We start from the raw sequence: 4,081 nt of genomic DNA on the forward strand, positions 1-4,081 counted from the left end.
ACTTGCCTTTGCCCAATGATATTCTATAAGGGTAGAGTTTTGCGGAAAAATGCGATAGGCGGTTAAAACCGCTCGCGTGGGCTTTCCACATAGCTTCTTTAGAGCGCGAGGCTACCAGCCCTACCGTGTTTCTCTTGTGTCTTTCTTTGAAAGAGACACCTCTTGCCCTTCGGGGGCGATCGCAATCTGAGGGTTTTGTTGGGCCCAGACCTAACCCCCCAACCCTTACAAGAGTAGGTTTTTTACGTCCGGTCCCCGGACCTTGGCAATCTGAGGGTTAGGGTGGGGTCTTCGGGACGCGCGATCGCTCGTCCCGAAGAAAGAGGTTAGACCAGCCTCCATACAGGCGCTTAAGACTGAAAGAGTGCGTTATGTGGCGATCGCCAGACTGAAAGAGTGCGTTATGTGGCGATCGCCACATAACGGGAGACCCCACCCTAACCCTCAGATTGCCAAGGTCCGGGGACCGGAGGTGGAATTAATAGTAAGGGGAATCACCATAAACGAGATTTATTCCTTGTTCTCCCTCCCTTTTTAGGGCATTCTCCAAGCCCCTCCCCTACGAGGGGAGGGGTTTGGAAAAGAGGTCTCCCCCTGATTCCCAAAACCGAACCTTTCCGGGGTTGTCGCCCTCGGCACTGCCCCCCAAATGATAGTCCATTGCTTGCGTCCCTTTTGTTTTTTATTTTTACCAGAAGCGCTCTATGGCCCGCGATTACTATGAAATTCTAGGTGTTGCTCGCACTGCTGACAAAGAAGAGATTAAACGTGCCTACCGCCGGTTAGCGCGAAAATATCACCCAGATGTCAACAAAGAAGAGGGCGCTGAAGAGCGCTTTAAAGAAATCAATCTCGCTTACGAAGTCTTGAGCGAACCGGAAGTCCGCGCTCGTTATGACCGATTTGGCGAAGCCGGAGTCGGTTCCGCTGCCGGAGGTCCAGGATTCGGTGATATGGGCGATATGGGCTTTGCTGACATCTTTGAGAGCTTTTTCAGTGGCTTTGCAGGGGGTGGCGCTCCCGGTCAACAGGGCCGCAGACGAAGCGGACCTGTGCGCGGGGATGACCTCCGTCTGGATTTGAAACTGGATTTTCGCGAAGCTATCTTTGGCGGCGAAAAAGAAATTCGCATTTCTCATCTGGAAACCTGTGGCGTCTGTGTTGGCACTGGGGCCAAACCCGGAACCCGTCCCCGCACCTGTCCCACCTGTAATGGCGCGGGACAGGTCCGCCGCGCTACCCGCACCCCTTTTGGCAGTTTCACTCAAGTCTCGGTTTGTCCCACCTGTAACGGGACTGGGGAAACTATTGAGGATAAGTGCGAAGCTTGTAATGGGGCCGGGGTTAAACAAGAGACGAAGAAACTCAAAATTAACGTGCCCCCGGGTGTGGATAATGGGACTCGCTTGCGGGTTTCTGCTGAAGGCGATGCCGGTGCCAGGAGTGGTCCGTCTGGGGATTTGTACGTTTATTTGTTCGTGAATGAAGATGCTGAGTTTCAGCGCGACAATATTAATATCCTCTCGGAAATTAAGATTAGTTATCTTCAGGCGATTTTGGGATGTCGTCTGGATGTGAATACGGTGGATGGACCCACGGAACTGCTGATTCCCGCTGGCACTCAACCGAATACGGTGATGAAGTTAGATAGCAAAGGGGTTCCGAAGTTAGGGAATCCGGCGGTGCGTGGGGATCATCTGATTTCTGTGGCGATCGATATTCCGACTAAGTTGAGTGCGGAAGAACGGACATTGCTGGAACAGTTGGCGAAACTAAAAGGCGATCGCACGGGGAAAGGTGGTAAAGGATTTTTAGGAGATTTGTTTAACAAGTGACCCAAGAACTTACACCTGAACCTAGTTACCCGACTCTGGATTTGCGCGGCACTCCTTGTCCGATGAATTTTGTGCGGACCAAATTGCGCTTGGATAAAATGAATGCCGGGGAAGTGCTAGAAGTCTGGCTGGATCCGGGAGAACCGATCGAGCAGGTTCCCGATAGTCTGGTGATGGATGGACATAGTATGGAACTGATTGAGGACCGAGGCGGGTTTTTTGCCATTCAAGTTCGACGTGCGGCGACTCCTGCATGAGTAATGGCAAAGATGAAGCAGAGACACTGATGGGGGCAACGACTCGGGCCGATCGCCACCGGAAAAACGCTGATTCGGGGACAAAGGGAGGGAATCCCGACGGCGGGACTGTATCCCTCCCGGGCGATCGCCCGGAGTTGCCTTCCCCGGTGACTCCTGGCGAGTCTGAATCCCGGATTACTGGGACTGTTGTCGCAGTCCAAGCGAATTATTATCGAGTCCAGTTGGAGCAAACGGTTACGACGGCATCTACTCTGCTTTGTACCCGGCGATCGCGCTTGAAAAAAATAGGAATTCAGGTGATGGTAGGCGATCGGGTGGTGATAGAAGAACCGGATTGGGAAGGTGGCAGAGGGGCGATTTCCGAAGTTTTCCCCCGGCACACTGAACTGGATCGTCCGGCGATCGCCAACGCCAACCAAGTGCTCCTCGTCTTCGCCATAGAAGAACCCACCCTCGACCCCCATCAACTCACCCGCTTCTTAGTCAAAGCTGAATCTACCGGATTATCGGTTTTGTTGTGTTTAAATAAAACCGATTTAGTCTCAGAACAAGAGCGAATTGAGTGGCAAGAACGGTTAGAAAGTTGGGGCTATCAAGCCTTGTTTATTAGTGTAGAAACCGGAGTTGGGATTGATGCCGTGCGCGATCGGCTCAAAGATAAAATCACCTTAATTTCCGGTCCCTCCGGCGTCGGCAAATCCAGCTTAATTAATCAACTTATCCCCTTTGCCACCCTGCGCGTCGGCGATGTATCCGGCAAACTCGGACGAGGACGCCACACCACCCGCCATGTCGAATTATTTGACTTACCCACCGGAGGACTCCTAGCAGATTCCCCCGGATTCAATCAACCCAACCTCGACTTCCCAGCGCGAGAATTAGCCGACTATTTCCCCGAAGCACGCCAACGATTGCAAGAGGGAACCTGTCAGTTTAGTGACTGCTTACATCGGGATGAACCCAACTGTGTAGTGAGTGGGGACTGGGAAAGGTATGAGGATTATTTAGAGTTTTTGGAAGAGGCAATTATCTATGAAGACATCCTCTCCCAACAAAGTAATCCTGAATCCAGCATGAAACTCAAAAGCAAAAGCAAAGGAACCGAACAAAACGAGCCGAAATTAGAATCTAAAAAATATCGGCGAATTTCAAGACGGTTTGAACATCAAAATTTAGAACAATTATACCAGGATTTTGAGGAAGAAGAAAATCAGGAATTTTGATGGGAAAACCCGCAGCGTCAAGCCTGGGGCTACACGGACAAAGCCTGCCTTCGCAGGCTAAGAGATACAATGGATTTTTGATACGCGAATAAAGCCAAATCCACCTCCAGTCCCCTCCCCTTGGCAAGGGGAGGGCTAGGGTGGGGTCCCCACGTTAAGGGTAACCAAAAACTGTCTCCGGTCCCCGCCCCTTGACAGTGGGGTCCCCACGTTAAGGGTAACCAAAAACTGTCTCCAGTCCCCTCCCCTTGCCAAGGGGAGGGTTAGGGTGGGGTCCCCACGTTAAGGGTAACCAAAAACTGTCTCCGGTCCCCGCCCCTTGGCGTAGTAAAATAAGTAAAGGCTCAAACAAATGAATATTGTGAAGCACTCGTCTGGAAAGCTGATCCCAATCCAATTTCAATTCCATCCAAAAAAAGCAGTTGAAGCCGCAGCGGTACTCTTAAAACTGCACCGTAAGCCAATGAAATACTTAGGCTTACTTAAGATGCTTTATAGAGCGGACCGTCTTGCATTGGAACGGATGGATTACCCCATTACGGGTGATAATTATATTTCTATAGATTATGGTCCTGTTCTTAGTAGAGTTTATGACCTGATTAAAGGAAAGCCGATAGACCATGCCTTACCTCTCTGGTCTGAGTTTATTGATTCTCCCAAAGATTACTGGGTTGAGCTTTTGAAAGACCCCGGAAATGGAGAGCTTTGTGCAGAGGAAGAGGATATCCTGCAAGAGGTTTATAAAGAGCTTGGAGAGCTTGAT

5 protein-coding genes are annotated in these 4,081 nt (G+C 50.7%); 4 read left to right on the forward strand and 1 reads right to left on the reverse strand.

The genetic code is table 11. The annotated features are described in order from the left end of the window. Positions 1-277: 277 nt before the first annotated feature. Positions 278-436, reverse strand: a complete 159-nt coding sequence (locus J0895_RS24855) for a hypothetical protein (RefSeq protein ID WP_207090663.1) — start codon at positions 434-436, stop codon at positions 278-280. Between the two features lie 268 nt (positions 437-704). Here J0895_RS24855 and dnaJ point away from each other — a divergent pair, with 268 nt between their 5' ends. The 4 genes from dnaJ to J0895_RS24875 form a co-directional block, all read left to right on the forward strand. After that, positions 705-1,835, forward strand: a complete 1,131-nt coding sequence (dnaJ, locus tag J0895_RS24860) for a molecular chaperone DnaJ (protein ID WP_207090664.1) — start codon at positions 705-707, stop codon at positions 1,833-1,835. A gap of 62 nt (positions 1,836-1,897) precedes the next feature. Continuing rightward, a complete protein-coding gene (locus J0895_RS24865) occupies positions 1,898-2,092 on the forward strand; it encodes a sulfurtransferase TusA family protein (protein ID WP_242541579.1) in 195 nt (64 codons plus the stop codon). Next, on the forward strand, positions 2,089-3,318 hold the full coding sequence (gene rsgA / locus J0895_RS24870; RefSeq protein ID WP_207090666.1) for a small ribosomal subunit biogenesis GTPase RsgA: 1,230 nt from the start codon (positions 2,089-2,091) through the stop codon (positions 3,316-3,318). The genes J0895_RS24865 and rsgA overlap by 4 nt, the downstream gene beginning before the upstream one ends. Positions 3,319-3,670: 352 nt before the next feature. Continuing rightward, positions 3,671-4,081, forward strand: a 411-nt coding sequence (locus J0895_RS24875; protein WP_242541578.1) for a Panacea domain-containing protein, incomplete at its 3' end; no start/stop codon positions are given.

The organism is Phormidium pseudopriestleyi FRX01 (assembly GCF_017313335.1).
Taxonomy (GTDB): Bacteria; Cyanobacteriota; Cyanobacteriia; order Cyanobacteriales; family Laspinemataceae; genus Laspinema; species Laspinema pseudopriestleyi.